The following is a 26,282-nucleotide window of genomic DNA, read 5'->3' as shown; positions in this document are numbered from 1 at the left end:
ATAATGAGGGTAACTTAATGTGTATGAATGAATGGGAGTGAATAGTGTGTCAGAAGAAAAAATTTATGATGTCATTATTATTGGGGCAGGACCAGCTGGTATGACAGCTGCGGTATATACATCTCGTGCGAATTTAAGCACATTGATGCTTGAGCGTGGTATTCCAGGTGGACAAATGGCAAATACAGAAGATGTAGAGAACTATCCAGGTTATGAGTCTATTTTAGGACCAGACTTATCAAATAAAATGTTTGAGCATGCGAAGAAATTTGGTGCTGAATATGCATACGGTGATGTAAAAGAAATCATCGATGGTAAAGAGTACAAAACAATTATTGCTGGTAAAAAAGAATATAAAACACGTGCAATTATCGTTGCAAGCGGTGCAGAGTATAAAAAGATTGGTGTGCCAGGTGAAGCAGAACTTGGCGGCCGCGGTGTATCATATTGTGCAGTATGTGATGGTGCATTCTTTAAAGGTAAAGAACTTGTTGTTATTGGCGGCGGAGATTCTGCTGTTGAAGAGGGTGTGTTCTTAACACGCTTCGCATCAAAAGTAACGATTGTTCACCGTCGTGACACTCTTCGTGCACAGAAAATTTTGCAAGATCGTGCTTTCCAAAATGAGAAAGTAGATTTCATCTGGAATCACACGATTAAAGAAATTAACGATGCAAATGGTAAAGTAGGAAGTGTAACACTTGTAGATGTAAACAGTGGAGAAGAACAAGAAGTTAAAACTGACGGCGTTTTCGTATACATCGGTATGTTACCATTATCAAAACCGTTTGTTGAGCTAGGTATTACAAATGAAAATGGTTATGTTGAAACGAACGAGCGTATGGAAACGAAAGTTCCTGGTATTTTCGCAGCTGGTGATGTTCGTGAAAAAATGCTTCGTCAAATTGTAACTGCAACAGGTGATGGTAGTATTGCAGCGCAGAGTGCACAGCATTATATAGAAGAGTTAGTAGAAGAATTAAAAACTGTAACAGAAAAATAAGGGGATTTTTCCTTTTGAGAAGAAAGCTACCGATGGGTGGCTTTCTTTTTTTTGTTCAAATGTCAAACTTTTGTCAAAAATAATTAAGAATTTAATGTTTCTTATTGTTATACTAGAATTTACGGAAAAAATCACTATAAGAAATGAGGAATTTATTCAGTATGGAATGGCGTAATATATATCGTGGATTTTGTATGGGCGTTAGTGATTTAATTCCTGGTGTGAGCGGCGGAACAATCGCTGTTGTGTTAGGGATTTATGAACAATTGCTCGCAGCAATTAGCGGATTCTTTAGTCGCGAATGGAAAAAACATTTAGCATTTTTAATCCCACTTGCAGCGGGTGTAGCGGCAGCTTTTCTAACGTTAAGTCACGTTATTAAATATTTATTAGCAAATCATTATGAACCGACTCAATTTTTCTTCCTCGGTTTAATTATTAGTATATTACCGATGTTAATGAGAGAAGCGGATGCAAAGGCAACGTTTAAAGGTGGTCATATTGCCTTATTAATAATTGCGGCAATTCTTGTTGCGATAACAGCATTCTTTAAACCAGATAAGGCAGCTGATCCAATTACGACGTTAACAATTTTAAATGCAATTGGCTTATTTTTCGCAGGATGGATGGCTAGTATGGCTATGCTTCTTCCTGGAATTAGCGGATCGTTTATTTTATTAATTATTGGTGTGTACCCGACAGCAATTAACGCTTTAACTACACTCAATTTACCGTTAATCGCGGTTATTGGTGCCGGCGTTATGGTTGGATTTGTTGTAAGTAGTAAAGGAATTAGTTTTTTATTAGATCGTTATAAAAGTATGACATTTGCGGCAATTATTGGACTTGTTATCGGTTCAATTGTCATTGTGTTCCCTGGCATTCCGACTGGTGGAATTTCAATTGTAAGTTCAATTATTACTTTTATTTTAGGATTTGCGGTTGTTACTTATTTCGGTAAGAAATAAGGATTTTTCGTCCCCTTAACGGTAAAAACGTTAAGGGGATTTTTATGTGCTATTCATGGGAAGTAAGGTATTTTGATTGCTTGTTATAGAAAAAATTTTACGATTGCTTAGCGAAAGGGGACTGGCACCTTCGTTGTAGCAAACTGTTTTTGATAGTATAATGAAATGAGTATGCAGTGAGAAATTTTGCTGCAAGTAGCTGAGGTGAAGAAACATGCAAAGAGTGACAAACTGTGTGTTAATTAGAGATAATGAAGTACTCTTACTCCAAAAACCTCGCCGAAATTGGTGGGTTGCGCCAGGCGGAAAGATGGAGCGTGGTGAGACGGTAAGAGATTCCGTTGTTCGCGAGTATCGTGAAGAAACAGGTATTTATTTAAAGAACCCAGCATTAAAAGGGGTCTTCACCTTTGTCATCCAAGAAGGTGATAAGGTTGTTTCTGAATGGATGATGTTCTCCTTTTTAGCAACAGATTTTGCAGGAGAAAACAAATTAGAGAGCGAAGAAGGCATCATTGGTTGGCATACATTTGATAAAATTGATGATTTAGCAATGGCACCAGGAGATTATCACATTATTGATTATTTAATTAAAGGGAATGGTATAATCTACGGTACATTTGTATATACCCCAGATTTTGAGTTGCTTTCATATCGATTAGATCCGAGTTAAATCTGCAAGGAGAGGATACGATGACAGAGAATAATGATATAAAAATGGTAATTATTACAGGGATGTCTGGAGCTGGAAAAACGGTAGCGTTACAAAGTTTTGAAGATTTAGGATATTTTTGTGTAGATAATTTACCACCGATGTTATTGCCAAAGTTTATTGAACTTATGGCGGATTCAAAAGGTAAAATGAATAAAGTGGCACTCGGTATTGATTTACGTGGCCGAGAGTTTTTTGAGTATTTATGGGGAGCACTTGATGATTTATCAGAACGTACATGGATTATCCCTCATATTTTATTTTTAGATGCGAAAGATAGCACGCTTGTAACTCGTTATAAAGAAACGAGACGTTCGCATCCACTTGCGCCAACTGGCTTGCCGTTAAAGGGAATTGAAGCTGAGCGAGGTCTATTAACTGATATGAAGGCGCGAGCAAATATTGTGCTTGATACATCAGATTTGAAACCGAAAGAATTAAGAGAAAAAATTGTTCACATATTCTCAACAGAAACTGAGCAAGCGTTCCGTGTAAATGTTATGTCGTTTGGATTTAAGTACGGAATTCCAATTGATGCTGATTTAGTATTTGATGTTCGTTTTTTACCAAATCCATACTATATTCCACATATGAAGCCATTAACAGGACTGGATGAAGAAGTTTCGTCGTATGTGTTGAAATTTAATGAGACACATAAGTTTTTAGAGAAATTGACGGATCTTATTACTTTCATGCTGCCTCATTATAAAAGAGAAGGTAAGAGTCAACTTGTAATTGCGATTGGATGTACAGGGGGACAACATCGTTCTGTTACGCTTACAGAGTACCTTGGGAAACATTTGAAACCAGAGTATAGTGTTCATGTATCTCATCGTGATGTGGAGAAGAGAAAGGGCCATTAAGGGATGAAAAAAGAGAGAAAACCTAAAATTGTCATCATGGGAGGAGGAACTGGACTTTCTGTATTATTAAGAGGATTAAAACAATATCCTGTTGATATTACGGCAGTTGTAACAGTAGCCGACGATGGGGGCAGTTCAGGTAGACTACGTGATGAGCTAGAAATTCCACCTCCAGGTGATATTCGTAACGTACTTGTTGCGTTATCGGATGTAGAACCATTAGTGGAAGCTTTATTCCAGCACCGTTTTACAACTGGAGACGGGCTGAAAGGTCATGCGTTAGGAAATTTATTATTGGCAGGTATGACTTCGATTACAGGAGACTTTTACCACGCGATTACGGAGACAAGTAAAGTATTAAATGTCAGAGGACGTGTATTGCCAGCAGCGAATCAAAGTGCGGTACTTCATGCAGAGTTAGAAGATGGGGAAATTGTAACAGGTGAATCAAAGATCCCTTATTTCGGGAAGAAGATTAATCGTGTCTTTTTAACTCCAGAAGATGTAGAACCGCTATATGAAACGTTGATGGAAATTAAACGAGCTGATTTACTTGTTTTCGGTCCAGGAAGTCTGTACACGAGTATATTACCGAATTTAGTTGTTAATAAAATTGGGGACGCTGTTCTTGCTGCAAAAGCGAAGAAGGTATATGTGTGTAATGTTATGACGCAAGCGGGTGAAACGATGGGGTATACTGCGTTCGATCATGTGCAGGCGTTACATGATCATTTAGGTAAACCATTTATCGACACTGCAATTGTAAATAATCGTGATATTCCTTGTGAATTACGTAAGTTATATGAGGAAGAAATGTCGGGACCAGTTGTAGTGGATACAGATCGTTTTGCTGCAAATAATATCGAAATCATTCAAGATCAATTAGCGAAGTATGATGAGCGTGTTGTAAGACATGATACATTAAAGTTAGCTTCGATTTTATATTCACTGCTATAAATGTGCGTTGCCTCGTTTGAGGTAACGCTCCTCATTCATATAGGACAAGATTTTTGTTCCAAAATAATCGTATAAGGAGGTGTTGACTGTGTCATTTGCATCGGAAACCAAGAAAGAGTTGACCAACCTTGAAATGAAGGAATGCTGTGAGAAAGCTGAATTATCAGCGTTGCTTCGAATGAATGGGTCGCTTTCTTTTTCAAACCGTCGCTTATCTATCGATATTCAAACGGAAAATGCAGCAATCGCAAGAAGGATTTATACGCTTTTGAAAAAAGGATATGATGTGACGGTAGAATTACTTGTTCGTAAAAAAATGCGATTGAAGAAAAATAATGTATATATCGTACGGCTTGTTGAGAAGTCTCGCGAAATATTAGCAGATCTTCGTATTGTTCGAGATGACTTTTCGTTAATTCGAAATATATCGCCGGAATTAATCGAGAAGAAATGTTGTAAACGATCGTATTTACGAGGTGCATTTTTAGCAGGTGGTTCAGTAAATAACCCAGAAACATCATCTTATCATTTAGAAATCTTTTCGTTATATAAGGAACATAATGATGCTATATGTGAACTGATGAACGGATTTGATTTAAATAGTAAGACGTTGGAAAGAAGAAAAGGGTACATTACGTATTTGAAAGAAGCTGAGAAAATTACAGAGTTTTTAAATATTATAGGTGCTCATAATGCACTTTTAAGATTTGAAGATATTCGAATTGTTCGCGATATGCGTAATTCAGTAAATCGTTTAGTTAACTGTGAAACAGCTAATTTAAATAAAACAATTGGTGCAGCGCTAAGGCAGATCGAGAATATCCGCTATATTGACGAGACGGTTGGGCTTGATATTTTGCCAGATAAATTAAGAGAAATTGCACAGTTACGAAGAGATTATCAAGATGTAACATTGAAAGAGTTAGGTGAGATGGTATCCGGGGGGAAAATTAGTAAATCGGGTATTAATCATCGTTTGCGTAAAATCGATGATATTGCAGAGAAATTACGCGCGGGGGAAGCAGTAGCAAAAAAATAAGAGGTTAAAGGGGAAATGGAGCTGTGGTTCAAAAACTGGTTAAAGTTTCATTAAAAAACGGCTTACAAGCACGTCCGGCTGCGTTGTTTGTGCAAGAGGCAAATCGTTTTCATTCTGATATTTTCATCGAGAAAGATGGGAAGACAGTGAATGCAAAGAGCATAATGGGGATTATGAGCTTAGCAATCGGAACGGGTAGCATGATTACAATTACAACAGAAGGTTCAGATGCAGAGGAAGCTTTAGAAGCATTAGCTGCATATGTACAATAAAAAGGCTATCGCGAATGTGCGATAGCTTTTTTGTTTTGCTGTTTGTGGTGGGGGGCGGGGAGTTCGATTGGTGGGGGATGTAGACGAAAGGGCATAATAAAAAAGCGCCCTGTGTATAGGGCGCTTCCGCTTTAGTTGTATCTAGCTTCGGCGGCTAGAATCTCCGGTCGTTTCACCCCTTCATTCGAGGCAAAAAGCGCCTCGGAATCAGGGGTTCCAACTTCCTCCTGTTCTAAACGAGCCGCCTCCGCTTTTAATGTATCCAGCTCCGGCGGCTAGAATCTCCGGTCGTTTCACCCCTTCATTCGAGGCAAAAGGCGCCTCGGAATCAGGGGTTCCAACTTCCTCCTGTTCTAAACGAGCCGCCTTCGCTTTTAATTAATTAACGATTTGTAAAGATCTTATCGATTAAACCGTATTCTAGAGCTCTTTCTGCTGTCATGAAGTTGTCGCGGTCTGTGTCGCGTTGTAGAACTTCAAGTGGTTGACCTGTGCGGTCAGCAAGAATTTGGTTTAGTTTTTCACGTAAGAATAGGATACGTTTAGCAGCGATTTCGATTTCAGTCGCTTGACCTTGTGCTCCACCAAGTGGTTGGTGAATCATTACTTCACTGTTTGGAAGTGCATAACGTTTTCCTTTTTCACCTGCTGCAAGTAAGAATGCACCCATAGATGCAGCCATACCGATACAGATTGTTGATACTTGTGGTTTAATAAATTGCATTGTATCGTAAATTGCCATACCTGCTGTGATAGAACCACCAGGGCTGTTGATGTAGATGTGAATATCTTTTTCTGGATCTTGAGATTCCAAGAATAAAAGCTGGGAAACGATTGAGTTAGCTACGTTGTCATCAATTGCACTACCAAGCATAATGATGCGGTCTTTTAATAGTCGAGAGTAAATATCGTAAGCGCGTTCTCCACGATTTGTTTGTTCAATTACTGTAGGAATTAAATTCATCTGTTATTTCCTCCTTCTAAAGCTTTCTTAGTCTTATAATACAATTATGGTCAATAAAGGTCAAACGAAACCACTTTAAATCAAAAAAATATGTAGTTGTACCATGAAATATTCGCTATGTTTTTGAAATTCCCTGCTTATGTATCTTCAACATCATAACCGAATTACATAAATTTAAACGTTATAAAAACTGTAGAAAAACAGAAAAGAACGCCTTTTGACTGAAGCGTTCTTTCGATATCTATTCTTTTAAAAGATAGGTTACTTTATTTAAAATCTTTTCGATGTGTTTCGCGTTTTTACTATACATTTCGCTTGCTGATTTCGACTTTGTTTCTAGGGAAAATAGTTCAAGATCAGCATGACATTTTTTTAAAGACGCTAATAATAAAGGCTTGTTTTGAGGAGAGGGCATTTGTAGTTTGTCATTATAAATGTCGATAGTAAGTTGTCCGTATGAATCCACTTGACCGAGAAAGACATTTTCAATAACAACACCAAGCTTTTCTAGTTCAGAATGTAGCCAAGCGCGGTTATGTCCACTAGCGGATAGAGGTTCGTCTAAAATATTTCCATCCATAATAACAGTTTGTGGTTCTTTTTCGTTTGGTACTTTTAAGCCGATGTCTTTTGCTGTAAGTGGTTGGCGATCTTTCTTCAATAATACATTTAATTCTCCGCTAGGTTCTAGTACAGCAAATTCAACATCAGCTACGCTGAAAGCATCTTTTCCACGGAGAAGTTCCAGTAATTCGTCACTTGTATATTTTTCTTTCTTTAAGTTGTCTTCGAGTATCTTTCCGTCTTTTATTAATACGGTAGATTTTCCTTCAAAAAAATCTCGAGCTGTTTTGTTCTTTAAAGAGAGGATTCCTGTGAAAAAAGGTACCACAGCGAAAATGAGTATCGCAAAGACACCGTGGAAAAATTTTGAATCGAGCCCTGTAGATACTTGGGCAGCGATGTCACCGATTGTCATTCCGGCTATGTATTCAAAAAAGGAGAGCTGAGAGATTTGTCTTTTCCCTAACCATTTCGTAATAGCGAATAAAATAATTAATATGAATACAGAGCGAAGAATGACAAGTGTCCATTCCGGCAGGTGAGACATAGTCATTTCCTCCAGTCTACTTAAAACCCTTTATATTGAGGTTCTTCACGTTCTAATACTGAAACTCTATCCTGTAAATCGGTGATGATGCTGTCCATTTCTAACATACATTCATGAAATACACGTTTTGATTCTTCATCCTGTGAATTTAGTGAAAGGGAGCTTAAACTTGCTTGAGCGCCCCTTACACTGGCAAGGCAGGTTTTAACGCTAGCGATAACTGTCATACGAACACCTTATCCTTTCGGTTTGAATAGCAATGCTCCAATGAAGCCGAAAATAATGGCGGCTGATACACCAGCACTCGTTACTTTAAACATGCCGGTAATAACGCCGACGATGCCATGTTTGGCTGCTTCTTCCATCGCGCCATGAACGAGGGCATTACCGAAACTTGTAATAGGTACAGTTGCGCCAGCGCCTGCGAAGTCGATTAATGGTTCATACAGATTGAATCCATCTAATATAGCTCCAGCAACAACGAGTGTTGCCATCGTATGAGCGGGGGTTAGTTTGCCGACATCAAACATAAGCTGTCCGATTACGCATATGAGTCCACCAATGACGAAAGCCCAGAAAAAAATCATTGCGTTGCACCTCCAAATTCAATCGAAACAGCGTGAGCGATACACGGAATCGTTTCTTCTTGTTGGAATGTAAGTGGAGATAGTAAAGCGCCTGTCGCAACGACAAGTATTTTTTTGAATTCTCCTCTTTTCATTCGGTTTAATAAATGTCCGTATACGACTGTTGCTGAACAGCCTGGACCACTTCCACCAGCTATGACAGGTTGACCTTCTCTATAAATGATGATTCCGCAATCTTGAAATTGCTCGCTCTTTACCTTTGTTCCATGTTTATGTAGTAGGTCGTAAGCAATTTCGCGACCGACATGTCCAAGATCCCCTGTTACGATTAAGTCGTAATAAGAGGCGTCGATTTGTCGTTCGCGTAAATGGGCTTCAATCGTATCGACAGCAGCTGGAGCCATCGCGCCTCCCATATTAAATGGATCTGTTAGTCCCATATCAATAACTCGTCCAATGGTGGCCGATGTTACTTGTGGACCATATCCAGTGTCGCTTAAAATAGCCGCGCCTGCACCGGTCACTGTCCACTGAGCCGTAGGAGGTTTTTGACCACCATATTCAGTTGGATAGCGGAATTGTTTTTCTACCGCAGCGTTATGACTTGATGCCCCAGTTAATAAATACTTTGCACCTTTTGCATTTACGATACTTGCGCCGAGTGCTAAGCCTTCCATAGAGGTAGAACAGGCGCCGAATAAACCGAGATAAGGTGTTCCGAGTGTGCGGCATGCAAAGCTCGTTGGAGTTATTTGGTTAATTAAATCCCCTGCGAGTACGAATTGAATATCGTCTTTACGGAGCTTTGCCTTTTCGGTAGCGCGGCTACAAGCTTCTTCAAATAAAATTTTATGCGCCTTTTCGTAAGAATCTTGTCCGAGCCATAAATCTTCATGCAGGGTATCGAAGTCTTCAGGGATTTTTCCATTTGCCTCAAATGGGCCACCGACTACACCTGTTGAGATGATAACTGGTTTGTTTTCGAATACCCATGTTCGGTGTCCTTGTAACATTTACAGCCCTCCCCATTGAAAGAGAATCGTTTTAATAAGAGCGATGACAAAAGCTGAAAATACGCCAAATAAGATGACCGATCCTGCTAGTTTAAACATGTTACCACCAACGCCGAGAACGAACCCTTCTGTACGGTGTTCAATACACGCGGCAATAACAGAGTTACCAAATCCAGTAACGGGAACTGCGGTGCCAGCACCAGCAAATTGCCCAAGGCGATCGTAGACGCCAAATCCCGTCAATAGCATGGAGATAAAAATAAGAGTTGCAACGGTAGGGTTTCCGGCAGAGCGTTCAGTGAAATCAAAATACGTAATATAAAAGGTGGAAATCAATTGGCCTATTAGACAAATGAATCCCCCGACGAAAAAAGCCTTTATACAATTTTTTAAAACGGGGCGCTTCGGTTCGCGCTGTTGTTCAAATTTTTTATATTCTTGTTGCACAGGTGTTAAATTTTTATCTTTACTAGACATTTGAATCCTTCCTTCTCTTTTAGAAAGCTTAAATATTAGATCCCATTTCTGATTGAATGAGTTTCAATTGATCTTTAATGCCATCCTTGCTTATTTTCTTGTTCTTAATTTTGTTTTCAAGTTCTTCTATGAGCATAAAAATCTTTTTGTCCGTACTTACACGAATATCGAAAGTAGGGTTCTCATCACTTAGCTTCTTTTTTAATTTACTTCGTAAAGGTTTTAAACCAAATCTTTCGTGATGTTCAGGTTTGATGGCTATGTAAAGATCTAAATTTGTATTAACTGCGGTAGCTTCTATAATTCCCTCCATAGCAAGAGCTTTTTTCTTAGCGTCTTGCGATATAGATTGATTAAAGGATTCTGTGCTCATTTTTGTTAATTTAGGGCCTTTTTTCTCATCTGTTCGCTTCGCTTCTTCTTTCTTTACTTTTTTATCTAACGGGCTATTATCACATCCGGTAAGTGAACCGAATAGGAGCATAAATAACGCGGCTATGATTCCGAGTTTTCGCATTATAATCATTCCATTTCTATTGCGTTATGTAATTTGAGAAAAAGGATGATTGTATATCATCCTTTTTCTATTTCACAGCATGACTGATTCGTTATTGCTGTGTGTATTGTGGTTCTTCTTGCTGGACTTCTTCAACGCGCGGGTTTAAAGAATCGATAATTGTTTGTGTTTGTTGCGCAGCTGTTTGGAAAAGTTGCTTTGCTTGTTGGTTATCCGTATCAAGAGCGAACCCCTCTAAGCTAGCTTGTGCACTTTTTAATCCAGAAACAGTTTGCTTTAGTTTAGTAATTACAGTCATTGAATGAAGCCCCCTTTGGAATATCAATTCAAAGATTATAATTTGTGAATTGGGGTGAATTTATGATTGGAAAATTTAGGGGAGAGATATGTTTTATATGCTCTTAGCTAAGGTGCATAAAGGATTAAGGGGATATTTTTATTGATTTAGATGGATTTTATTGCTATTATTATGAGAAGAAAATGAAGTGATTTTTATATCCATGCGCCCATAGCTCAGTCGGATAGAGCGGTGGTTTCCGGTACCACGTCTGCCGGGGGTTCGAATCCCTCTGGGCGCGTCAAAAAGTCCTAACTTACGTTTTGTAGGTTAGGACTTTTTTTATTTCCCTCTTGTTATATCTAGTGATAAGATTTACTATTAGTACTTGGTAATAATGTTTTCCTTTATTATTTTCTTTCAATATTATTCAAATTTCGGTTGTAAGTTGTAAATCTCATTAATACATATAAATTAATAATATTTTGGAATGGGTGTCTGTGATAGCATTCTCCTTTTACCAAACTTATTGTACAATAGAAACAAGGGGGAGATTAGTTTGAAGGCAAGTCTTTTACAAGAACAAAGCTTACGTTTGGCAATGACACAAGAGTTAAGGCAAGCGATTACAATGCTCCAGTATAATATACAAGAATTATCGGAGTTTTTGTATGAGCAATCGTTAGAGAATCCCCTTATTGAGTTAGGTGGTTTTGAGAGGGAGAAGAAAAAGAGCTCTAACACAAGTAAAAGTACCAGCAAACAAGTCGAGAATCAGATGGAAATCTACAGCGTGGATTCAACAACGATTCAGCAACATTTATTAAATCAAATACAGTATTATAAAATAGAAGAAGAAGAGCGAAAAGTAGCTTCCTTCATTATTATGAATATGGATGGAAATGGGTATTTACAAGAAACGAATGAAGAGTTAGCAGATCTCCTTTCCGCACCGCTTCATGTAGTCGACCGCTCTGTTGAGCTTGTCCAATCACTCGAGCCAGCAGGGGTAGGAGCACGTAATATTCAGGAATGTCTAACTTTGCAATTGAAGCGCTTACAAAGACGGAATGGATTAGCGGAAGAGGTTATAGAGGATCACTTTGCTTATTTCGTGAAGAAAGATTGGCGAAAGCTCATTCAAGTACTGAAGTGTAGTAATGAGGAATTGCAAAGTGCGGTAAATTGTATAACGTCATTACAACCAAAGCCAGGTCTTGCATTTTCTTCTGATAAACCACTTTATATTGTGCCTGATATGGCGGTGAAAAAAGATGGTGATCGTCTCGTTTTACAAATGAATGAGAGAAATATGCCAAGAATTGAAATTCATTCTGAGTATAGTGCGCTTCTAAATAATAGTGAAAGTGAAGTTGCTTCTTACGTATCGGAGAAATATCAGCATGTGCAATGGATTATGCGCAGTTTGAAACAGAGAAAACAAACGCTCTTACAAGTAATGGGCATCATAATGGAAAAACAGCGTGATTTCTTCTGGGAAGGTCCAGCGTATTTAAAACCGCTTGCTTTAAAAGAAGTAGCAGAAGAATTAAGTGTGCATGAATCTACAATTAGTCGTGCAACGCGAAATAAATATGTGCAAACACCACACGGTTTATTTGAGATGAAATCGTTCTTTAGCAATGCCGTGTCGACTACTGAAGATGAAGCAGTTTCTACAAAGCGTGTAAAACAATTTATTCAAACACTTGTTGAAGCGGAGAATAAGAAAAAGCCACTTTCAGATCAAAAGATTTCAAAATTATTAGAAGAAGAGCATGAAATCGTTATTTCTCGAAGAACAGTTGCGAAATATAGAGAACAGATGCATATTCCAGCTTCGTCTCTAAGAAAAACAATTGGATAGGTGAAGAAGATGAAAGTTGTACTATATACAAAAAAAGATTGTGGTCTTTGTGAAAAAGCGAAACAAGTTTTAAAGGAAGTACAATGTGAATATTCTTTTCAAATCGAGGAAATAGATATATATGAAGATAATGACCTTTTGGAGAAATATCATTTAATGATTCCGGTTGTAGAAATAGGTGGGGAACAGGTGGAATATGGTAACATTCACAAAGGTGTCATAATAAACTATATAAACAATGCAGTTAAGAGTTGAATAAGTTTCTATCTCCTGTTACAATAATACACGTAGCAGGGATTATTTTTTTAACCTATGTGGGACATAAAATGTCACTACGGGACACAAAGTGACCACAAGGGGAAATGAACCAATGTAGTGAGGAGAAAAGATATGCGCTCATGGATTCAGAACACAAAAAAATTATTACCTGATCTGCTACCTGTTATGCAAACGAGAATGCAAGTTCTTCAATACATCAGGCTCATGCAGCCGATTGGAAGAAGGAACTTATCAGCAAGTCTCGGTATGACAGAACGAGTATTGCGAAGTGAAGTTCAAGTTTTGAAAGAACAAAACTTAGTTCACGTCGCTTCTTCTGGAATGACTTTGACAGAAGAAGGAACAGCTTTAGTTCTTGCTTTGGAAGACTTTATGAAAGAAATTTCCGGGTTAAAGGTTTTAGAAAAACAACTTAAGGAAACATTAGACTTGGATGAAGTTTTCGTTGTCCCTGGTGATAGTGATGAATCACCTTGGGTCAAACTGGAGATGGGCCGTGCTTGTGTGACTTGTATAAAAGACCGTCTGACAGTGAATAATATCGTTGCTGTGGCTGGAGGAACTACGCTAGCTGCTGCTGCGGACATGATGCAACTTGATTGCAAAGATTTACATATGCTATTTGTCCCAGCACGTGGTGGAATTGGAGAAGGTGTTGAGTTAGAAGCCAATACCATTTGCGCCAAAATGGCACAAAATACGATGAGTAATTATCGCTTATTGTATGTTCCAGATCACGTTAGTAGCGAAGCATATGCGTCCATTGTAACAGAGCCCTCCGTGAAAGAAGTTCTTGAGTTGATTCGATCTTCCAATATCGTCATTCATGGAATTGGTGATGCGCTAACAATGGCACGTCGCAGAAATACTTCAGAAGCAGATTGGTTAAAGATTCAGGCAAGCGAAGCAGTTGGCGAAGCTTTCGGTTACTACTTTAATGAACAAGGAAATGTTGTTCATAAAGTAAGAACAGTTGGTATGCAACTTGAAGATTTACAAAATGTATCTCACGTTGTTGCAGTCGCTGGAGGTTCTTCAAAGGCAAAGGCAATACAGGCTGTAATAAAGCAAGGGCACACTTCAATTCTAATTACAGATGAAGGTGCAGCAAAACAGTTAACAAAGGGTATTACCCTTTAAATATAATCCCCCAAGGAGGAAATTCAAATGACTAAAATTGGTATTAATGGATTTGGACGTATCGGACGTAACGTATTCCGCGCAGCTCTTAACAACTCTGAGGTAGAAGTAGTAGCAATCAACGACTTAACAGATGCTAAAACATTAGCTCACCTTTTAAAATATGACACAGTTCACGGAACTTTAAATGCAGAAGTATCTGCTAACGAAAACAGCATCGTTGTTAACGGTAAAGAAATTAAAGTTATCGCTGAGCGTGACCCAGCTCAATTACCATGGAGCGACTACGGAGTAGAAGTAGTAGTAGAATCTACTGGCCGCTTCACTAAAAAATCAGACGCTGAGAAACACTTAGGTGGATCAGTTAAGAAAGTTATCATCTCAGCTCCAGCTTCTGACGAAGATATCACTGTAGTTATGGGTGTTAACCACGAACAATACGATGCAGCTAACCACAACGTAGTATCTAACGCTTCTTGTACTACAAACTGTCTAGCTCCATTCGCTAAAGTATTAAACGAAAAATTCGGCGTAAAACGCGGAATGATGACAACAATTCACTCTTACACTAACGACCAACAAATCTTAGACTTACCACACAAAGATTTACGTCGTGCTCGTGCAGCAGCTGAAAACATGATCCCAACATCTACTGGTGCTGCTAAAGCTGTAGCATTAGTATTACCAGAACTTAAAGGTAAATTAAACGGTGGCGCTGTACGTGTTCCAACTGCTAACGTTTCTCTTGTTGACTTAGTTGTTGAACTTGACAAAGAAGTAACAGTTGAAGATGTAAACGCAGCATTCAAAGCAGCAGCTGAAGGCGAATTAAAAGGTATCCTTGGATACAGCGAAGAGCCATTAGTATCTATCGACTATAACGGATGTACAGCTTCTTCTACAATCGATGCATTATCTACAATGGTAATGGAAGGTAACATGGTTAAAGTACTTTCTTGGTACGATAACGAAACTGGTTACTCTAACCGCGTAGTAGACTTAGCAGCATACATGACTTCTAAAGGTCTTTAATTCTTAAGTATATAAGTAATCAATGACAAAACGAGGGAGAGGGTTTGTTCCCTCTCTCTCTTCTTTCGTTTTAGAAGCAAATGTGTTAAGCTTTTGAATGGGTTTTGTCAATCCTAACTAGTAGTCGGAGGGAAATCCAATGAACAAAAAATCAATTCGTGACGTAGATTTAAAAGGTAAGCGTGTATTTTGCCGCGTTGATTTCAACGTACCTATGAAAGAAGGCAAAATTACAGATGAAACTCGTATCCGTGCAGCTCTTCCTACAATTCAATATTTAGTAGAGCAAGGTGCGAAAGTAATTTTAGCAAGTCATTTAGGCCGTCCAAAAGGTCAAGCAGTAGAAGAATTACGTCTTACTCCAGTAGCAGCACGTTTAGGCGAGCTTCTTGGTAAAGATGTTAAAAAAGCGGACGAAGCATTCGGACCAGTTGCACAAGAAATGGTTGCAGCAATGAACGAAGGCGACGTATTAGTTCTTGAAAACGTACGTTTCTATGCGGGCGAAGAAAAGAACGATGCAGAACTTGCGAAAGAATTTGCAGCTCTTGCTGATATCTTCGTAAACGATGCATTCGGTGCAGCTCACCGTGCTCACGCTTCTACAGCAGGAATCGCAGACTACCTACCAGCAGTATCTGGTCTATTAATGGAAAAAGAGTTAGATGTATTAGGTAAAGCACTTTCTAACCCAGAACGTCCATTCACAGCTATCATCGGTGGTGCGAAAGTAAAAGATAAAATCGGTGTAATTCGTCATCTATTAGACAAAGTAGATAACTTAATCATCGGTGGCGGACTTGCTTACACATTTGTTAAAGCTTTAGGTCATGAAATTGGTCTATCTCTATGTGAAGACGACAAGATCGAACTAGCTAAAGAATTTATGCAACTTGCAAAAGAAAAAGGCGTAAACTTCTACATGCCAGTTGATGTTGTAATCACAGAGGAATTCTCTGAAACTGCAACAACTCAAATCGTAGGTATCGACTCTATCCCTTCTACTTGGGAAGGCGTGGACATCGGTCCTAAAACACGTGAAATTTATGCAGATGTAATTAAAAATTCTAAGCTTGTTGTATGGAATGGACCAATGGGTGTATTCGAAATGACTCCATTCGCAGAAGGTACAAAAGCAGTAGGACAAGCATTAGCAGATGCAGAAGATACATACTCTGTTATCGGCGGTGGTGACTCTGCAGCAGCTGTTGAAAAATTCGGTATGGCTGATAAAATGAGCCACATTTCTACTGGCGGCGGTGCGTCATTAGAATTCATGGAAGGTAAAGAACTTCCAGGTGTAGTTTGTCTTAACGACAAATAAGTAGCAGCCAAAGAAAAAGGACGGTGCAAAGCATGCGTAAACCAATTATCGCAGGTAACTGGAAAATGAATAAAACTCTATCTGAAGCAGTTAGCTTCGTAGAGGAAGTTAAAGGTCAAATCCCAGCAGCTTCAGCTGTTGATGCAGTAGTTTGCTCTCCAGCTCTATTCTTAGAGCGCTTAGTAGCGGCAACTGAAGGAACTGATTTACAAGTAGGTGCACAAAACATGCACTTCGAAAAAAATGGTGCATTCACTGGCGAAATTAGCCCAGTAGCACTTAGCGACTTAAAAGTAGGCTACGTAGTACTTGGCCACTCTGAGCGTCGTGAAATGTTTGCTGAAACAGACGAGTCAGTAAACAAAAAGACTCTTGCAGCATTTGAACATGGTTTAACACCAATCGTTTGTTGTGGTGAGACTTTAGAAGAGCGCGAAAGCGGAAAAACATTTGATCTAGTAGCAGGTCAAGTGACAAAAGCACTTGCAGGTTTAACAGAAGAGCAAGTTAAAGCAACTGTTATCGCTTATGAGCCAATCTGGGCTATCGGTACAGGTAAATCTTCTTCTTCTGCAGATGCAAATGAAGTATGTGCGCACATCCGTAAAGTTGTTGCAGAAGCTGTTTCTCCAGAAGCTGCAGAAGCTGTTCGTATTCAATACGGCGGTAGCGTAAAACCAGAAAACATTAAAGAGTATATGGCACAATCTGACATCGACGGCGCTTTAGTTGGCGGTGCTAGCTTAGAGCCTGCTTCGTTCTTAGGTCTTCTGGGGGCGGTAAAATGAGAAAGCCAACAGCTTTAATCATTCTTGATGGTTTCGGACTACGTGAAGAAACTTACGGGAATGCTGTAGCACAAGCTAAGAAACCTAATTTTGATGGTTACTGGAACAAATTCCCTCACACAACGCTTACAGCTTGTGGTGAGGAAGTAGGTCTTCCAGAAGGTCAAATGGGTAACTCTGAGGTTGGTCACTTAAATATCGGTGCAGGCCGCATCGTATACCAAAGCTTAACACGCGTAAACGTTGCAATTCGTGAAGGTGAGTTCGATCAGAACGAAACTTTCCAAAATGCAATTAAAAGCGTAAAAGAAAAAGGTACTGCTCTTCATTTATTCGGTTTACTTTCTGATGGTGGTGTGCACAGTCACATGAACCATATGTTTGCTCTTCTTCGCTTAGCTGCAAAAGAAGGCGTGGAGAAAGTTTATATCCATGCATTCTTAGACGGCCGCGATGTTGGACCACAAACAGCAAAAGGTTATATCGATGCAACAAATGAAGTAATTAAAGAAACAGGTGTAGGACAATTCGCGACTATCTCTGGTCGTTATTACTCCATGGACCGTGACAAGCGTTGGGATCGCGTAGAAAAATGTTACCGTGCTATGGTGAATGGCGAAGGACCTACTTATAAATCAGCAGAAGAGTGTGTAGAAGACTCTTATGCAAATGGTATCTACGATGAATTCGTATTGCCGTCTGTAATTGTTAACGAAGATGACACGCCAGTTGCAACAATCAATAATGATGATGCAGTTATCTTCTATAACTTCCGTCCAGACCGTGCAATTCAAATTGCTCGTGTATTTACAAACGAAGACTTCCGTGAGTTCGATCGTGGTGAAAAAGTACCTCACATTCCTGAATTCGTTTGTATGACACATTTCAGTGAAACTGTAGATGGTTACGTGGCATTCAAGCCAATGAACCTTGATAACACATTAGGTGAAGTTGTTGCGCAAGCGGGATTAAAGCAACTTCGCATCGCGGAAACTGAAAAGTATCCGCACGTTACATTCTTCTTTAGCGGTGGTCGTGAGGCTGAATTCCCAGGAGAAGAGCGTATTTTAATTAACTCACCGAAGGTTGCAACGTATGACTTGAAACCTGAAATGAGCATTTACGAAGTAACGGACGCTTTAGTAAATGAAATTGAAAATGATAAACATGATGTTATCATTCTTAACTTTGCAAACTGTGATATGGTTGGCCATTCTGGGATGATGGAACCAACAATTAAAGCAGTAGAAGCAACTGACGAATGTTTAGGAAAAGTTGTAGAAGCGATTCTTGCAAAAGATGGTGTAGCACTTATTACTGCTGACCATGGTAATGCTGATCAGGAGTTAACTGCTGATGGTGGACCAATGACAGCTCATACAACTAACCCGGTTCCTTTCATCGTTACAAAAAATGATGTAGAGCTTCGTGAAGGTGGTATTTTAGGAGATATCGCTCCAACAATGCTTACACTTTTAAATGTGGAACAACCGAAAGAAATGACAGGTAAAACAATTATTAAATAATTTGCTTATATAAAAAGGAGAGAATTTATTATGTCAACAATTATTGATGTTTATGCTCGCGAAGTCCTTGACTCTCGTGGTAACCCAACTGTAGAAGTAGAAGTTTACACAGAAAGCGGCGCTTTCGGACGCGCTATCGTACCAAGTGGTGCATCTACTGGTGAGCACGAAGCAGTAGAATTACGTGACGGTGACAAATCTCGTTACCTTGGAAAAGGTGTTATGAACGCAGTAAACAACGTTAACGAAGCAATCGCTCCAGAAATCGTTGGTTTCGACGTAACTGACCAAGCTGGTATCGACCGTGCTATGATCGAATTAGATGGCACTCCAAACAAAGGTAAACTAGGCGCTAACGCTATCCTTGGTGTATCTATGGCAGTAGCTCACGCAGCAGCTGACTTCGTAGGTCTTCCATTATACCGTTACCTTGGTGGATTCAATGCAAAACAATTACCAACTCCAATGATGAACATCATCAACGGTGGTTCTCACGCTGATAACAACGTAGACTTCCAAGAGTTCATGATCTTACCAGTTGGCGCTCCAACATTCAAAGAATCAATCCGTATGGGTGCTGAAGTATTCCATGCACTTAAAGCTGTATTACATGACAAAGGTCTTAACACTGCAGTAGGTGACGAAGGTGGATTCGCTCCAAACCTTGGTTCTAACCGTGAAGCATTAGAAGTAATCATCGAAGCTATCGAAAAAGCTGGTTACAAAGCTGGCGAGAACGTATTCTTAGGAATGGACGTTGCTTCTTCTGAGTTCTACAACAAAGAAACTGGTAAATATGACCTTGCAGGCGAAGGCCGTACTGGCTTAACTTCTGCAGAAATGGTTGATTTCTACGAAGAGCTTTGCAAAGACTTCCCAATCATCTCTATTGAAGATGGTTTAGACGAAAACGACTGGGATGGTCACAAATTATTAACTGAGCGTATCGGTGATAAAGTACAATTAGTTGGTGACGATTTATTCGTAACTAACACTCAAAAACTTGCTGAAGGTATCGAAAAAGGTATCTCTAACTCAATCTTAATTAAAGTTAACCAAATCGGTACTTTAACTGAGACTTTCGAAGCTATCGAAATGGCTAAACGTGCTGGTTACACAGCAGTTGTATCTCACCGTTCTGGTGAAACTGAAGATGCTACAATCGCTGACATCGCAGTTGCAACTAACGCTGGCCAAATCAAAACTGGTTCTATGAGCCGTACGGACCGTATTGCTAAGTACAACCAATTATTACGCATCGAAGACGAACTAGGCGAAATCGCTGTTTACGATGGTATCAAATCTTTCTACAACATCAAACGATAATTGTAGAAAATAACGACAGACCGTGAGAAATCACGGTCTGTTTTTTTATGCTTAAAATTGCTCACTCGTCATAAGTGACATGAAATGTTTAAAGAAGAGATTATAATCAAAATCGATAGCAATTTGTTGCGAGGGCCGATTGATGAATGGGCTTGATCCTACTAAAGAGCGGAAATCACCGATGCTTGCTCCTTGAGCGTAAGATTCGGTCATGACGGTAATTGGTGATTTGTAGTAGGTAAACATAGAATTATCAAGTAAAGCTAATATCGGTATCGTGTCATGAAAAGGGCAGCCTTTTAATTGTGGCAAAATTTTTTCGTAATATCCATAGTAGTAATGATCGAATAGAGGTTTAACGAGAGAAGCCTTTCCTTTCGCCTCAATATATTCAGCCATGTCAGGTGTAACGATGGAATACTGAGTTACATTTAACGGGTATATGTACATGTTGGATGTGGATTGTAATACAATGTTAGCCGCGATTGGATCACCATAAAAATTCGCTTCTGATATGGGAGTTACATTACCTGGGTGCAAAAAGGCACCACCCATTACGTAATAAGACTTGATTTGCTGCATTAAATTTTTACATAAAATAAATAAAACAGCTAGGGAAGTGAGTCGCCCTAAACTTACAATGATTAGTTCGTCTTTATACTGCTCGATAAGCGGGATAACTTCAAAAAAATTCTCCATTTCCCCGTTTTGTAACTTTTCATTTGGGATGATTGGCCCTAACCCTTCTTTACCGTGAATATTGGTAAAAAAAGCGGGAGGATCTCCATTGAGAGGACGGTCTGAACCACCAAATATTTTTATATCTCTATTTCTTGATTTTTGTTTAAGAAAATGAGCATTTTGTACGGACATTTCTTTTGGAACATTGCCGTAATCAGCGACAATCCCAACGATTTCAATTTCATCGATAAAGAATGCAAGGAGGAGGGCTATCGTATCATCGATTCCAGGATCACAAAAAATGAGAACTTTTTTAGACATATGTTCACCACCTATATTTATATATATGTGTGCTAAAGAGAAGGAAGAATAAAAATGGAGTGAAGAATTTTGTTTTATTAAAATAACAACCATCAAAATTCAGAAAATATAAACTTTATATAATAGGTCAAGGTTTTTGACATAAATTACATTCGGAAACGCAGTCATATCAGGGGTGTAAGCGTATAATATAGTGAATTTTCATTGTCGATTTGATAAATTGCAGCATTTTACAATTTATACTATGATAAAGATATTAACAGAAGATCGTATAAACATGAGGGATGATGAAGATGAAATTTACAAAGATTCTTGTCCAAATTGCTGCTCTTTATGTGTTTTATATGGTTGGAACTTGGCTGCAAGAAATGTTAAATATGCCGATTCCAGGAAGTTTAATTGGGATGTTTCTCTTACTTGTTTTACTTAGCTTAAAAGTTCTGCCTGTGAAATGGTTTGATTTAGGAGCAGAAACACTCGTTGCGATTATGCCGTTTTTATTAATTCCGCCAACACTTGGCCTAATGAATTACGGTGCTTTTTTTATGAGTAAAGGAATTTCTCTTTTCATTACAATTGTAGCGAGTACATTTTTAATTATTATCGTCGCAGGACATACAGGACAATATCTTGCGAATAGAAAGGAAAAAGAGACACAATGAGCCAAATATTAATCGGAATCGGTTGGGTTCTTTTTACGGTGCTATTATATCAATTATCTAAAAAAATCTATAAATTATTTCCAACACCATTTACAATTCCAATGCTTGTAGCGACAGGATTAATGGCTTTCTTATTTATCATGCTTGATATACCATATCAAAACTATATGGAAAGCGGTGGTGGCTGGATTGCGAAGCTACTTGGACCAGGTGTTGTAGCATTTGCAATCCCGCTTTATAAACAACGCCACGTTCTGCAAAAATATGTTGTACCAATTGCTGGTGGCGTATTAGTAGGTACAACAGTGGCGATTGCAAGTGATTTCGCTATCGCCACGCTTATGGGAACAGATAAAAGTTTAATTTTATCTTCTTTACCAAAGTCAGTGACAATGCCAGTTGCGATGAGTGTATCTGAACAAGTGGGCGGTGTCCCTTCCTTAACAGCGGCCTTCGTCGTTATCGCAGGTATTACTGGAACGATTACAGGCCCGCTTTTATTAAAATGGAGCCGTGTTACAAACTCTGTTGGTAAAGGTATCGGATTTGGATGTGCATCTCATATTATGGGTGTTATGAGAGCGATGAAAAATAATGAGCATGAAGGTGTTATTGGATCGGTAACAATGACATTAACAGCAATTTTGACATGTTTGCTCGGACCATTATTTGCAATGATGTTTATGTAATAGAAGAAAAGCGAGAGCGACCCTATAGCTCTCGCTTTTCTATAGGATTTATGCTACAGTTAAAATAACTGAATCTTTGTAGGAGGTACGCCAAGTGCATACGTTATTATCCGTTTTACTTATTATTGTATCGATTTTAATGATTGTTATGGTACTTATGCAGTCTAGTAATAGCTCAGGCCTTTCAGGTGCAATTTCAGGCGGTGCAGAGCAATTATTTGGTAAGCAAAAAGCACGTGGAATTGAAGCAGTATTAAACCGTATTACGATTGTTTTAGCCGTTCTATTCTTCGTATTAACAATTGCTGTTACGTACTTAAATTTATAGAATTGAAAGAAGAAGCGTTAGTAAGTTGTACTAATGGTTCTTCTTTTTTTATTTTGCCATTTGAAAGATGTTTCTAATTAGATTATAGAAATATAAATATGGTACACTAGATATAGAAAGAATACGACTAGATTACAGAAGAGAAAGAGGAGAAGTACATGATGAAGTTAGCATCTCCGAAACCATTTACATTTGAGGGTGGAGACCGCGCTGTTTTATTACTACATGGTTTCACAGGAAACTCAGCTGATGTACGTATGTTAGGGCGTTTCTTAGAAAAGAAAGGCTACACTTGTCATGCGCCAATTTATAAAGGGCACGGTGTACCACCAGAAGAGCTTGTTCATACGGGTCCTGAAGATTGGTGGCAAGACGTAACGGAGGCATATCAGCTTTTAAAAGATAAAGGCTTTGAGAAAATTGCTGTTGTTGGATTATCACTTGGCGGAGTATTTTCTTTAAAATTAGGTTATACAGTACCGGTTTTAGGTGTGGTACCAATGTGTGCACCGATGTATATTAAGAGTGAAGAAACGATGTACCAAGGTATATTGGCATATGCCCGCGAATATAAAAATCGTGAGCAAAAATCACCAGAGCAAATCGAACAAGAAATGTTGGAATTCCAAAAGACACCGATGAATACATTAAAAGCATTACAACAATTAATTGCTGACGTACGTAACAATGTGGATATGATTTATGCACCAACATTTGTTGTACAAGCGCGTCATGATGAAATGATTAATACAGATAGTGCTAACATTATTTATAACGGTGTAGAATCTACGTTAAAAGACATTAAATGGTATGAAGACTCTACGCATGTCATTACACTTGATAAGCAACGTGACGAGCTACATGAGGATGTATATAACTTCTTGGAGCAACTAGATTGGTAAGATCTAGTTGCCTCTTTTTTTCATAAGGAATTTTTTGTGAAAACTGTAAAAATCATTAGGGGAGTATTAAAGTTTCGCTTTATACATCCCGAGTCTTTCGGATACACTAAATAATATAAGGGTTTAAAGGAGGTATTTCTGCTTGGAAGAAATCATACAAGAAAATATTGATAAGTTGTTATTATTTATGAGAGAAGAAGCGTATAAACCGTTAACAATACAAGAGTTAGAAGCGGCATTTGGAATTGAAGGTTCTGAAGGCTTTAAAGATTTTGTAAAGGCACTTGTAATGATGGAAGAGAAGGGACTTGTTATCCGCACACGTAGTAATCGCTACGGTCTTCCTGAAAAGATGAATTTAGTACGTGGTAAGTTAATTGGACATGCACGTGGCTTTGCATTCGTAGTACCAGACGAGAAGAAAACGGGAGACGATGATCTTTTCATCCCGCCTACAGAGTTAAACGGTGCACTTCATGGTGATACAGTATTAGCACGTGTTAGCTCACAATCAAGTGGATCACGCCAAGAAGGTTCAATTGTTCGTATTTTAGAGCGTGGAACGAAGGAACTAGTTGGTACATATACAGAATCGAAAAACTTTGGGTTTGTTATACCTGATAATAAGCGTTGGACAAGTGATATTTTCATCTTGAAAAGCGCATCAATGGGTGCTGTAGAAGGCCATAAAGTAGTTGTGAAAATTACGAGCTATCCAGAGAATCGTTTAAGTGCAGAAGGTGAAGTTATTCAAATTCTAGGTCATAAAAATGATCCAGGAGTAGATATTTTATCTGTCATCCATAAACACCATTTACCTTTAGCATTTCCTGAAGAAGTGATGGAGCATGCAAACAGTGTACCAGAAACGATTTCAGAAGAGGATTTAAAAGATCGCCGTGATTTACGTGACCAAATGATTGTTACAATTGACGGCGCAGATGCAAAAGACTTAGATGACGCTGTTACAGTAACGAAGCTTGAGAACGGTAACTACAAGCTTGGTGTTCATATTGCGGATGTAAGTCATTACGTTCAAGAAGGTTCTCCAATTGATGTTGAAGCAGCAGAGAGAGCGACGAGTGTATATCTTGTAGACCGTGTAATTCCGATGATTCCGCATCGTTTATCAAACGGTATTTGTTCGTTAAATCCGAAAGTAGACCGTCTGACACTATCTTGTGAAATGGAAATCAACAATCTAGGTGATGTTGTAAAGCACGAGATTTTCCAAAGTGTGATTAAAACGACAGAGCGTATGACGTATGCTGACGTAAGAAGCATTTTAGAAGATGAGGACGAAGAGTTAGTCAAACGCTATGAGCCGCTAGTACCGATGTTTAAAGAGATGGGTCAATTGGCACAAATTTTACGTGAAAAGCGTATGCGCCGTGGTGCAATTGACTTTGACTTTAAAGAAGCAAAAGTGTTAGTAGATGAAGAAGGAAAACCGACTGATGTTGTAATGCGTGATCGTTCTGTATCAGAGAAGTTAATTGAAGAGTTTATGCTTGTTGCGAACGAAACAGTAGCAGAGCACTTCCACTGGATGAACGTACCGTTTATGTATCGTGTCCATGAAGATCCGAAAGAAGATAAGCTTGAGCGTTTCTTCGAATTTGTAACGAACTTCGGATATGCAGTAAAAGGACGTGCGAATGAAGTGCATCCTCGTGCACTGCAACAAATTCTTGAAATGGTTCAAGGGCAGCCGGAAGAAATAGTAATTTCAACAGTTATGCTTCGTTCTATGAAGCAAGCTCGTTACGATTCGGAGAGCTTAGGACATTTCGGTTTATCAACTGAGTTCTACACGCATTTCACATCACCAATTCGTCGTTACCCAGATACGATTGTTCATAGATTAATTCGTGAATACATCATTAACGGTAAAGTCGACAAGGAAACACAAGCAAAATGGCGTGAAAACTTACCGGAGATTGCAGAGCACTCTTCTAATATGGAACGCCGTGCTGTTGAAGCTGAGCGTGAAACAGACGAAATGAAAAAAGCAGAGTATATGGTTGATAAGATCGGTGAAGAGTATGACGGTATGATTAGCTCAGTAACAAACTTCGGTTTATTCGTAGAGCTTCCGAATACAATTGAAGGTCTTGTACATGTTAGCTACTTAACGGATGATTACTACCGTTATGACGAGAAACATTTCGCAATGATCGGAGAACGTACAGGTAACGTATTCCGCATCGGTGACGAAATTACAATTCGCGTTATTAACGTAAATAAAGACGAGCGCGCGATTGACTTCGAAATCGTTGGCATGAAAGGTACGCCTCGTCGTAAGTTCAAAGATCGTCCGGTTGTTATCGAGCAGCCAAGAACAGGCAGAAAGAAACGCGGTGGACGTAGTGAGCGTAGTAATGAGCGCGGTGGCGAACGCGGCACAGGAAGAAAGTTTGATCGTGGTGGCCAAGGAAAAGGAAAAGCATCAGCATCCACATCCGCTAGTCAGCCGGGTAAAAAAGATAGTAATAGTAATGGCAAGAAGAAAAAAGGATTCTTTGAAAATGTACCAGGATTCAAGAAGAAAAAGAAAAAGCGTAAGTAAGAGAAGAGTGGCTTCGCTTTGATGAAAAGCGGGGCTTTTTCTTTTTAATGTAATCCAGCTGCAGTGGCTAGAATGTTCGGCGGCTTCG

Annotated in this window: 29 protein-coding genes and 1 tRNA gene; 21 read left to right on the top strand and 9 right to left on the bottom strand. The window is 39.0% G+C overall.

The features are described from left to right. The first annotated feature begins 46 nt into the window (after positions 1-46). The 7 genes from trxB to BAU23_RS13685 all read left to right on the top strand — a co-directional run bounded on the left by trxB (position 47) and on the right by BAU23_RS13685 (position 5,814). The gene (gene trxB / locus BAU23_RS13715; protein WP_001288070.1) at positions 47-1,003 is read left to right on the top strand and encodes a thioredoxin-disulfide reductase; all 957 of its coding nucleotides are present in this window, start codon (positions 47-49) and stop codon (positions 1,001-1,003) included. A gap of 161 nt (positions 1,004-1,164) precedes the next feature. Continuing rightward, positions 1,165-1,971 (top strand): DUF368 domain-containing protein, encoded by an 807-nt coding sequence (locus BAU23_RS13710; RefSeq protein WP_000455189.1) that lies wholly within the window; start codon positions 1,165-1,167, stop codon positions 1,969-1,971. A 214-nt stretch (positions 1,972-2,185) separates the two neighbouring features. Further along, a complete protein-coding gene (locus BAU23_RS13705; RefSeq protein WP_001190080.1) occupies positions 2,186-2,644 on the top strand; it encodes an NUDIX hydrolase in 459 nt (152 codons plus the stop codon). A gap of 20 nt (positions 2,645-2,664) precedes the next feature. After that, positions 2,665-3,546, top strand: coding sequence for an RNase adapter RapZ (rapZ, locus tag BAU23_RS13700; RefSeq protein ID WP_000138460.1), 882 nt, complete (start codon positions 2,665-2,667; stop codon positions 3,544-3,546). 3 nt (positions 3,547-3,549) lie between these two features. Beyond that, complete coding sequence (locus BAU23_RS13695; RefSeq protein ID WP_000712191.1) at positions 3,550-4,503, top strand: gluconeogenesis factor YvcK family protein; 954 nt, start codon at positions 3,550-3,552, stop codon at positions 4,501-4,503. Positions 4,504-4,591: 88 nt separating this feature from the next. Beyond that, positions 4,592-5,542: a DNA-binding protein WhiA gene (gene whiA, locus BAU23_RS13690; protein WP_000006565.1), complete on the top strand. Its 951-nt coding sequence runs from the start codon at positions 4,592-4,594 to the stop codon at positions 5,540-5,542. Between the two features lie 23 nt (positions 5,543-5,565). Then, complete coding sequence (locus tag BAU23_RS13685; protein WP_000250255.1) at positions 5,566-5,814, top strand: HPr family phosphocarrier protein; 249 nt, start codon at positions 5,566-5,568, stop codon at positions 5,812-5,814. A 382-nt stretch (positions 5,815-6,196) separates the two neighbouring features. On the opposite strand, the gene clpP is transcribed toward BAU23_RS13685, so the two are convergent. The 8 genes from clpP to BAU23_RS13640 form a co-directional block, all read right to left on the bottom strand. Continuing rightward, on the bottom strand, positions 6,197-6,778 hold the full coding sequence (gene clpP / locus BAU23_RS13675) for an ATP-dependent Clp endopeptidase proteolytic subunit ClpP (protein ID WP_001049163.1): 582 nt from the start codon (positions 6,776-6,778) through the stop codon (positions 6,197-6,199). A 241-nt stretch (positions 6,779-7,019) separates the two neighbouring features. Beyond that, positions 7,020-7,889, bottom strand: a complete 870-nt coding sequence (locus BAU23_RS13670) for a DUF421 domain-containing protein (RefSeq protein WP_000018902.1) — start codon at positions 7,887-7,889, stop codon at positions 7,020-7,022. Between the two features lie 20 nt (positions 7,890-7,909). Further along, positions 7,910-8,116, bottom strand: coding sequence for a DUF1657 domain-containing protein (locus tag BAU23_RS13665; RefSeq protein ID WP_071734646.1), 207 nt, complete (start codon positions 8,114-8,116; stop codon positions 7,910-7,912). Positions 8,117-8,125: 9 nt separating this feature from the next. Then, entirely contained in the window at positions 8,126-8,476 is a 351-nt protein-coding gene (gene spoVAE, locus BAU23_RS13660; RefSeq protein ID WP_000575919.1) for a stage V sporulation protein AE, read from the bottom strand. Then, a complete protein-coding gene (spoVAD, locus tag BAU23_RS13655; protein WP_000938981.1) occupies positions 8,473-9,489 on the bottom strand; it encodes a stage V sporulation protein AD in 1,017 nt (338 codons plus the stop codon). Before spoVAD ends, spoVAE begins: the two co-directional genes overlap by 4 nt. Continuing rightward, on the bottom strand, positions 9,490-9,966 hold the full coding sequence (gene spoVAC / locus BAU23_RS13650; RefSeq protein WP_000095410.1) for a stage V sporulation protein AC: 477 nt from the start codon (positions 9,964-9,966) through the stop codon (positions 9,490-9,492). Positions 9,967-9,994: 28 nt separating this feature from the next. Further along, positions 9,995-10,483, bottom strand: a complete 489-nt coding sequence (locus BAU23_RS13645) for a YhcN/YlaJ family sporulation lipoprotein (protein ID WP_044738072.1) — start codon at positions 10,481-10,483, stop codon at positions 9,995-9,997. A gap of 91 nt (positions 10,484-10,574) precedes the next feature. Further along, positions 10,575-10,781, bottom strand: coding sequence for a DUF1657 domain-containing protein (locus tag BAU23_RS13640; protein ID WP_000216167.1), 207 nt, complete (start codon positions 10,779-10,781; stop codon positions 10,575-10,577). A 204-nt stretch (positions 10,782-10,985) separates the two neighbouring features. Here BAU23_RS13640 and BAU23_RS13635 point away from each other — a divergent pair. The 9 genes from BAU23_RS13635 to eno all read left to right on the top strand — a co-directional run bounded on the left by BAU23_RS13635 (position 10,986) and on the right by eno (position 20,042). Then, positions 10,986-11,061 (top strand) — tRNA-Arg (locus BAU23_RS13635). 258 nt (positions 11,062-11,319) lie between these two features. Further along, positions 11,320-12,627: an RNA polymerase factor sigma-54 gene (gene rpoN / locus BAU23_RS13630; RefSeq protein WP_071734645.1), complete on the top strand. Its 1,308-nt coding sequence runs from the start codon at positions 11,320-11,322 to the stop codon at positions 12,625-12,627. Positions 12,628-12,636: 9 nt separating this feature from the next. After that, on the top strand, positions 12,637-12,882 hold the full coding sequence (locus tag BAU23_RS13625; protein WP_000869723.1) for a glutaredoxin family protein: 246 nt from the start codon (positions 12,637-12,639) through the stop codon (positions 12,880-12,882). A gap of 135 nt (positions 12,883-13,017) precedes the next feature. Beyond that, on the top strand, positions 13,018-14,046 hold the full coding sequence (gene cggR, locus BAU23_RS13620) for a gapA transcriptional regulator CggR (RefSeq protein WP_001258192.1): 1,029 nt from the start codon (positions 13,018-13,020) through the stop codon (positions 14,044-14,046). Positions 14,047-14,073: 27 nt separating this feature from the next. Further along, positions 14,074-15,078 carry a type I glyceraldehyde-3-phosphate dehydrogenase gene (gene gap / locus BAU23_RS13615; protein ID WP_000161234.1) on the top strand — a complete coding sequence of 335 codons (1,005 nt, stop codon included), beginning with the start codon at positions 14,074-14,076 and terminating at the stop codon, positions 15,076-15,078. Positions 15,079-15,217: 139 nt separating this feature from the next. Then, positions 15,218-16,402, top strand: coding sequence for a phosphoglycerate kinase (locus BAU23_RS13610; protein ID WP_001036333.1), 1,185 nt, complete (start codon positions 15,218-15,220; stop codon positions 16,400-16,402). A gap of 32 nt (positions 16,403-16,434) precedes the next feature. Further along, positions 16,435-17,190: a triose-phosphate isomerase gene (tpiA, locus tag BAU23_RS13605; protein ID WP_001231042.1), complete on the top strand. Its 756-nt coding sequence runs from the start codon at positions 16,435-16,437 to the stop codon at positions 17,188-17,190. Further along, positions 17,187-18,716 carry a 2,3-bisphosphoglycerate-independent phosphoglycerate mutase gene (gene gpmI, locus BAU23_RS13600; protein ID WP_001231161.1) on the top strand — a complete coding sequence of 510 codons (1,530 nt, stop codon included), beginning with the start codon at positions 17,187-17,189 and terminating at the stop codon, positions 18,714-18,716. The genes tpiA and gpmI overlap by 4 nt, the downstream gene beginning before the upstream one ends. A gap of 30 nt (positions 18,717-18,746) precedes the next feature. Next, complete coding sequence (eno, locus tag BAU23_RS13595; protein WP_000103949.1) at positions 18,747-20,042, top strand: phosphopyruvate hydratase; 1,296 nt, start codon at positions 18,747-18,749, stop codon at positions 20,040-20,042. A gap of 51 nt (positions 20,043-20,093) precedes the next feature. Here eno and BAU23_RS13590 read toward each other — a convergent pair whose 3' ends face one another. After that, positions 20,094-21,044: a nucleoside hydrolase gene (locus BAU23_RS13590; protein ID WP_071734644.1), complete on the bottom strand. Its 951-nt coding sequence runs from the start codon at positions 21,042-21,044 to the stop codon at positions 20,094-20,096. 293 nt (positions 21,045-21,337) lie between these two features. Between BAU23_RS13590 and BAU23_RS13585 the strand changes: the two genes are divergently transcribed. From BAU23_RS13585 to rnr, 5 genes are all read left to right on the top strand, one after another. Then, a complete protein-coding gene (locus tag BAU23_RS13585) occupies positions 21,338-21,706 on the top strand; it encodes a CidA/LrgA family holin-like protein (protein ID WP_000673215.1) in 369 nt (122 codons plus the stop codon). Continuing rightward, positions 21,703-22,395: an LrgB family protein gene (locus tag BAU23_RS13580; RefSeq protein WP_000078301.1), complete on the top strand. Its 693-nt coding sequence runs from the start codon at positions 21,703-21,705 to the stop codon at positions 22,393-22,395. The genes BAU23_RS13585 and BAU23_RS13580 overlap by 4 nt, the downstream gene beginning before the upstream one ends. 94 nt (positions 22,396-22,489) lie before the next feature. Next, the gene (secG, locus tag BAU23_RS13575; protein ID WP_000557263.1) at positions 22,490-22,723 is read left to right on the top strand and encodes a preprotein translocase subunit SecG; all 234 of its coding nucleotides are present in this window, start codon (positions 22,490-22,492) and stop codon (positions 22,721-22,723) included. A gap of 161 nt (positions 22,724-22,884) precedes the next feature. Then, positions 22,885-23,625 carry a carboxylesterase gene (estA, locus tag BAU23_RS13570; RefSeq protein WP_165615090.1) on the top strand — a complete coding sequence of 247 codons (741 nt, stop codon included), beginning with the start codon at positions 22,885-22,887 and terminating at the stop codon, positions 23,623-23,625. A gap of 142 nt (positions 23,626-23,767) precedes the next feature. After that, on the top strand, positions 23,768-26,194 hold the full coding sequence (gene rnr / locus BAU23_RS13565) for a ribonuclease R (RefSeq protein ID WP_071734643.1): 2,427 nt from the start codon (positions 23,768-23,770) through the stop codon (positions 26,192-26,194). Positions 26,195-26,282 lie beyond the last annotated feature (88 nt).

The sequence above is a fragment of the Bacillus nitratireducens genome, assembly GCF_001884135.1.
Taxonomy (GTDB): domain Bacteria; phylum Bacillota; class Bacilli; order Bacillales; family Bacillaceae_G; genus Bacillus_A; species Bacillus_A nitratireducens.
The sequence above is the reverse complement of the archived record's forward strand: the minus strand, read 5'-3'. Positions and strand labels throughout refer to the sequence as shown.

What these genes read in the sequence shown, in the direction of transcription:
- BAU23_RS13710 (WP_000455189.1), top strand. Translation starts at nt 1,165, where the DNA reads ATGGAATGGCGTAATATATATCGTGGATTTTGTATGGGCGTTAGTGAT.
- BAU23_RS13705 (WP_001190080.1), top strand. Translation starts at nt 2,186, where the DNA reads ATGCAAAGAGTGACAAACTGTGTGTTAATTAGAGATAATGAAGTACTC.
- rapZ (WP_000138460.1), top strand. Translation starts at nt 2,665, where the DNA reads ATGACAGAGAATAATGATATAAAAATGGTAATTATTACAGGGATGTCT.
- BAU23_RS13695 (WP_000712191.1), top strand. Translation starts at nt 3,550, where the DNA reads ATGAAAAAAGAGAGAAAACCTAAAATTGTCATCATGGGAGGAGGAACT.
- clpP (WP_001049163.1), bottom strand. Translation starts at nt 6,778, where the DNA reads ATGAATTTAATTCCTACAGTAATTGAACAAACAAATCGTGGAGAACGC.
- BAU23_RS13670 (WP_000018902.1), bottom strand. Translation starts at nt 7,889, where the DNA reads ATGTCTCACCTGCCGGAATGGACACTTGTCATTCTTCGCTCTGTATTC.
- BAU23_RS13665 (WP_071734646.1), bottom strand. Translation starts at nt 8,116, where the DNA reads ATGACAGTTATCGCTAGCGTTAAAACCTGCCTTGCCAGTGTAAGGGGC.
- spoVAE (WP_000575919.1), bottom strand. Translation starts at nt 8,476, where the DNA reads ATGATTTTTTTCTGGGCTTTCGTCATTGGTGGACTCATATGCGTAATC.
- spoVAD (WP_000938981.1), bottom strand. Translation starts at nt 9,489, where the DNA reads ATGTTACAAGGACACCGAACATGGGTATTCGAAAACAAACCAGTTATC.
- spoVAC (WP_000095410.1), bottom strand. Translation starts at nt 9,966, where the DNA reads ATGTCTAGTAAAGATAAAAATTTAACACCTGTGCAACAAGAATATAAA.
- BAU23_RS13645 (WP_044738072.1), bottom strand. Translation starts at nt 10,483, where the DNA reads ATGCGAAAACTCGGAATCATAGCCGCGTTATTTATGCTCCTATTCGGT.
- BAU23_RS13640 (WP_000216167.1), bottom strand. Translation starts at nt 10,781, where the DNA reads ATGACTGTAATTACTAAACTAAAGCAAACTGTTTCTGGATTAAAAAGT.
- BAU23_RS13625 (WP_000869723.1), top strand. Translation starts at nt 12,637, where the DNA reads ATGAAAGTTGTACTATATACAAAAAAAGATTGTGGTCTTTGTGAAAAA.
- cggR (WP_001258192.1), top strand. Translation starts at nt 13,018, where the DNA reads ATGCGCTCATGGATTCAGAACACAAAAAAATTATTACCTGATCTGCTA.
- gap (WP_000161234.1), top strand. Translation starts at nt 14,074, where the DNA reads ATGACTAAAATTGGTATTAATGGATTTGGACGTATCGGACGTAACGTA.
- BAU23_RS13610 (WP_001036333.1), top strand. Translation starts at nt 15,218, where the DNA reads ATGAACAAAAAATCAATTCGTGACGTAGATTTAAAAGGTAAGCGTGTA.
- tpiA (WP_001231042.1), top strand. Translation starts at nt 16,435, where the DNA reads ATGCGTAAACCAATTATCGCAGGTAACTGGAAAATGAATAAAACTCTA.
- gpmI (WP_001231161.1), top strand. Translation starts at nt 17,187, where the DNA reads ATGAGAAAGCCAACAGCTTTAATCATTCTTGATGGTTTCGGACTACGT.
- eno (WP_000103949.1), top strand. Translation starts at nt 18,747, where the DNA reads ATGTCAACAATTATTGATGTTTATGCTCGCGAAGTCCTTGACTCTCGT.
- BAU23_RS13590 (WP_071734644.1), bottom strand. Translation starts at nt 21,044, where the DNA reads ATGTCTAAAAAAGTTCTCATTTTTTGTGATCCTGGAATCGATGATACG.
- BAU23_RS13585 (WP_000673215.1), top strand. Translation starts at nt 21,338, where the DNA reads ATGAAATTTACAAAGATTCTTGTCCAAATTGCTGCTCTTTATGTGTTT.
- BAU23_RS13580 (WP_000078301.1), top strand. Translation starts at nt 21,703, where the DNA reads ATGAGCCAAATATTAATCGGAATCGGTTGGGTTCTTTTTACGGTGCTA.
- estA (WP_165615090.1), top strand. Translation starts at nt 22,885, where the DNA reads ATGAAGTTAGCATCTCCGAAACCATTTACATTTGAGGGTGGAGACCGC.